The following is a 4,383-nucleotide window of genomic DNA, read 5'->3' as shown; positions in this document are numbered from 1 at the left end:
CGCCATAGCAGTCACTCGCATTGTCCATGACGCTCGTTAAGAGGGCAAGGACGAGGTCGGCCCCGCTCTTCTCCTGCAACGAACGGAGTTCCTGGCCAATAGTCTCAGACCGTTCCGTGTTCCACGAGAACGTCGGCACCATCACCTGCGAGATGATCACCTTCCGACCCGAAAGATCGAACTCCTTGGTGTCCCGCGAGAGGATGGTGGCAAGAGGCACCCCCAAAAGGTCCATCCCCTGCTCCAGCAGTTCGATACCCAGTGCGCCCGGGTCTTCTCCGGAAACCTTCGCAAGGTATTCCACGGCGTCCCGGTCAGTCGCAGTGGTGGTGGACATGCGCAGGGCGAGCGTGTCGGAGAGGACCCCGCACAGGAGGATTCCCGCAACGGCTTTTGACGGGGGTCGGCCGGAGTCCCGGAACTTCATCGCAATGATCGTCGATGTCGAGCCAACGGGATCATTGAGGAACCGGATGGGCTTCAATGTCGTGATCGTCCCGAGCCGGTGGTGATCGATGATCTCAACGATCTCCGCTTCCCCAATCCCTTCGACGGCCTGCGACGCCTCGTTGTGGTCGAGAAGGATGACGGGCTTCCGGACATCGTCGAGCAGGGTCGTCCGGGTCAGGACGCCGGCGAGCGTCCCCTCTTTGGTGACAACGCAGGCGGCACGGAACTTCGAGGACGAGACCACCTTCCGCGCCCGTGCAAGCGTGTCGTCGAACGTGAGGACCGGTACCTCGGTCTCCATCACTTCGCGGGCCGGCAGCGAGAGGTTGATCATCTTGCCGACACCAAAGGCATCCAGGTCGGTGGAGAGAACCGAGACACCGCGTTTCTTGGCCTCGGAGAGGACGCGGTCGCCCGCGGGAGCGCCTTCTGCAATGATCAGGCACGCAATGCCGGCCGAGATGAAGGCCAGCTGGGCGGGCTCGTCGTCCCCGACTACCGCGATGTCGTTTTTCGTCATCTTTGCGAGCGTGACGTGGAGGGCGTCGATCGCGATGTAGACCCGGCCTTCAAGGGCATCGTGTGCGGCAACGCGGACCTCCGCGTTCAGGATCCGGGCAAGGGTGCCAACCGGAATCGGCGTCACCGTCAGCTCGGAGATGTGGATCTTCCGGAGATATGCCCCGGCAAGGGCGTGCTCCCCTATCATGCCGACCGGCCGGCCTGCTGTGTCGGTGATGACCACGTTCCGGATCCCCTCCTTTACCATCAGGGCCGCAACGTCAACGGTCGGGACATCCTGCGAAAGCGAGAAGACCGGCTTGTAGGTGATATCGGAGAGCAGGGGCTCGACAGACGGGATGTGGACCGGTTCCGGGATTTTGAACCGTTCCAGCATCCACTTCGATTCCGGGTTCAGTTCCCCGCACCGCGCCGGGACGGCACGGTCGGGGGAGTCGCGATTGAGGAACTCCGCGTAGCCGATGACACTGGCCGTGCTGTCGGTATCAGGCTGCCGGTGACCGAAAAGATAGATGGGGGTCATGGGAAGGCACCCGGCAGTGCCGGGGTATCAGGCAGTAATGGGCGTTCCCGGGTCATAAGCTCTGGGGAACCGGAAGAAAGAGAAACGCGTTGTACGGAAAAACGGGGAAACGAGTGCCGGCAGTCCCGGCACCTCTACTCCCCACCCTTGATCAGGATCTTTGCCTCTGCGGCATAATCCGGGTGAATCTCCTCCTTCACCGCAAGGGAGAGGATGAGGATGACAATTCCCATGATAAGCGAGAGGATGAAGGCGATATCGAACCCGGCGGAGAGCACCTCCAGCTTGATATTGACCGGCGCTTCTTTCGTGATTTCATAGCTCTTCGCGATCATCACGACGCCGAGGATGAGGAGCGCGTTGTAGGTAGCGATACCAATGGACTGCGGGCCGTTCCGCTCGAGGCTCGTCAGGCTCGATAGCATTCCTGCCTTGGTCTTTGATACCGACATCATGATCATCGTGGTGATGGGACTGACGATCAGCCCAAGCCCGAACCCGATCAGGGCCAGGGCAAGCATGACAAAACCGATGGACGTGTAGGTATGCAGCATGGTCATCAGGAAGTAGCCGAGGATGAGGGGGATGCTTGCGATGATACAGAGCCGGCGGGGGCCCACGCGGTTGAACGCGACACCGGCAATGAGGCCTGCTATCATCATCGCAAAGGAGAGGGCGGTCATGACCAGGCCGGCGGTCGAGGTCTCATAGTGCTGGACATATTCGAGGTAGAACGGGAGGAGGTAGTTGATTCCCGAGAGGCTGAAGAAGACGAGCGCGAGAATGAGGTTTGCTATGACGAAATTCCTCTTTTTGAACATGCGGATGTCGAGGATCGGGTCGGTCACAGACTGCTCGTGCCGGACAAACCAGCCAAGGGAGACCACCATGAGAACAGCCATGCTCAGGATGACCGGCGAAGTCCAGCCGAATGTCGAGCCTTCCGAGACCACGAAGACGAGCGAGGCGAGGCCGGTGAAGGCAAGCACCGCCCCCAGCCGGTCGAACCCGCCTTCCCTCTTCACCGGGCAGCTCGCCGGGATCACCTTCGCCCCGAGAAGAATGGCGACAATCCCGACCGGGATATTGATGAAGAAGATCCAGTGCCACGAGAGGTACTGGGTGAGGACGCCGCCGATGGTGGGGCCAAGCGCAGTCCCGAGTGCTGCAAGCATCATGATGATACTCATCGCCTTCCCCTTCTGGTCCGGGGCAACGAACGTGGAGATCATGGCAGCGGCTACCGACATGAGCATCGCGGCACCCACGGCCTGGAACATCCGCGACCCGATGAGCGAGGGGAATCCCGCAATAAATTCCGGGAGGAACCCGCAGAAGAACGAGCCAATGGTGAAGATGACAAAACCGGAGAGGAACACCCTCTTGTACCCGAGGGTATCGGCAACTTTCCCAAAGACGAGCACGCAGCCCACCATGACAAGCAGGTAGGAAGTCGCAACCCAGCTGACCGTGCTTGTCGAGACATTGAAGGACTCGGAGATGGTCGGGAGCGCGATGTTGACGATCGTGCCGTCAAGGCTTGTCATGAACATGGCAAGCGAAATGGAGAAGACGAGGAGGGCGAAACCCTGTTTTGGTGCGGTGCCGGTGGCCGGATTATCCATTTACTGGAGTTGTCGGTGCTGCTACATGAGGGTTGCGGAACGATGGGGACGGGACAAGAAAGGGTGACGGGGGATCGTATACCGGAACTGTTTCAGAGAATTTATCATATTTCCGAGGCATCGTTTCCGGCATGCAGGAACCGGTCTGTTGTGAGAACTACCCCGTGACAACCGTCATCGTATCGAACCTTGTCCTGCTCGTAACCTGGGTCACCGGGGCGTTCCTCCTCTTCCAAATCGGTCTCCCCTGGGCCCTCCTGTATCTCCTCTTTGTGCTTGCCCTCGAGTTCCGGCTCGTGAGCGGGCATTGCAGGGACTGTTACTATTTCGGGAAGACCTGTGCCTTTGGCAAAGGACGGCTCTCCGCCCTGCTCTTCCGGCGCGGCAGCCCGGAAAAGTTTGCGCAGCTGAAGATCGGCTGGAAAGACCTTGTCCCGGATTTCCTTGTCTTCCTGGTTCCCGTCATTGCCGGTATCGTGCTCCTGGTACAGCAGTTCTCATGGACAATCCTTCTCCTCGTCATCCTCCTCCTCCTTCTCGGATTTGCCGGCAATGCATTTGTCCGGGGACACCTTGCGTGCCGGTTCTGTAAACAGCGGGAGATCGGATGCCCGGCCGAGCGCCTTTTCGATGCAAAGAAACAGTCATGAGCACCTCCACACAGACACCGGGCAGCAGCCCGCGGGCCCGGTGCATTTCAGAATCTTTTTCGTCTGTCACGCCGAGGGGGATTTACCAGAATCCCGATGTGATCCTCCATGAACTGCCGCCCTGTTCTCCTTGTTGTTTTTGTTGTTGCATCAGTTCTTTTCCTCTCCCCCGTGCAGGCCGCTGACCTGTCCGAGGAGGAGCTGCTGCGGAATGCGCAGAACCTGAGCCTCGAAGTACCGGAAAAGGGCACCGCCCCGCTCGGCTCGCAGGAGTCCATGGTGGAGATGGTCGAGTGGCTGAATGCCACAAGCCGGGCGCTCATCACGTTCTTCAATGACACCATGAACCTGCTGGGACTCTCGAACACCAGTTACGTGAAGGACATGAACAAGGCCTTTGAGCCTGTGCTCAGGAATCCGCCTGCCATCCACAAGTAACCGGAGATTTTTCCCGGTATCTTTTTGCTGGAAAAAGCGTTCTGGTCCTTTTCACCGGTTTTCCGATCCTTACCATTGCTCTCCCGCACGCAAGGTTTATCGTCTCATCGTCCAAGAGGAAACTATCACGCGGACGCGTGGGGGTGGTTTGGTAATGAGTGACGTAAAATCCAGT

The 4,383-nt window shown here is 59.1% G+C and carries 4 protein-coding genes; 2 read left to right on the top strand and 2 right to left on the bottom strand.

Annotation, left to right across the window (positions count from 1 at the left end):
- Together CW742_RS07870 and CW742_RS07865 are read right to left on the bottom strand one after the other, a co-directional pair.
- A partial coding sequence (locus CW742_RS07870; protein ID WP_292418809.1) for a putative manganese-dependent inorganic diphosphatase occupies positions 1-1,495 on the bottom strand: 1,495 nt, incomplete at its 3' end.
- A gap of 134 nt (positions 1,496-1,629) precedes the next feature.
- Positions 1,630-3,120, bottom strand: coding sequence for a DHA2 family efflux MFS transporter permease subunit (locus tag CW742_RS07865; RefSeq protein ID WP_292418806.1), 1,491 nt, complete (start codon positions 3,118-3,120; stop codon positions 1,630-1,632).
- Positions 3,121-3,251: 131 nt separating this feature from the next.
- On the opposite strand from CW742_RS07865, the gene CW742_RS07860 reads away from it, so the two are divergent.
- On the top strand, positions 3,252-3,770 hold the full coding sequence (locus CW742_RS07860; RefSeq protein ID WP_292418804.1) for a hypothetical protein: 519 nt from the start codon (positions 3,252-3,254) through the stop codon (positions 3,768-3,770).
- A gap of 108 nt (positions 3,771-3,878) precedes the next feature.
- Positions 3,879-4,208 (top strand): hypothetical protein, encoded by a 330-nt coding sequence (locus CW742_RS07855; RefSeq protein ID WP_292418802.1) that lies wholly within the window; start codon positions 3,879-3,881, stop codon positions 4,206-4,208.
- The last annotated feature ends 175 nt before the right edge of the window (positions 4,209-4,383 follow it).

The sequence above is a fragment of the Methanoregula sp. genome, assembly GCF_002835825.1.
Classification (GTDB): Archaea; Halobacteriota; Methanomicrobia; order Methanomicrobiales; family Methanospirillaceae; genus Methanoregula.
Note: the sequence above shows the minus strand (reverse complement) of the source record. Positions and strands in the feature narration are given on the sequence as shown.

Coding starts and splice junctions, on each gene's coding strand:
- CW742_RS07855 (WP_292418802.1), top strand. CDS start 3,879: ATGAACTGCCGCCCTGTTCTCCTTGTTGTTTTTGTTGTTGCATCAGTT.
- CW742_RS07860 (WP_292418804.1), top strand. CDS start 3,252: ATGCAGGAACCGGTCTGTTGTGAGAACTACCCCGTGACAACCGTCATC.
- CW742_RS07865 (WP_292418806.1), bottom strand. CDS start 3,120: ATGGATAATCCGGCCACCGGCACCGCACCAAAACAGGGTTTCGCCCTC.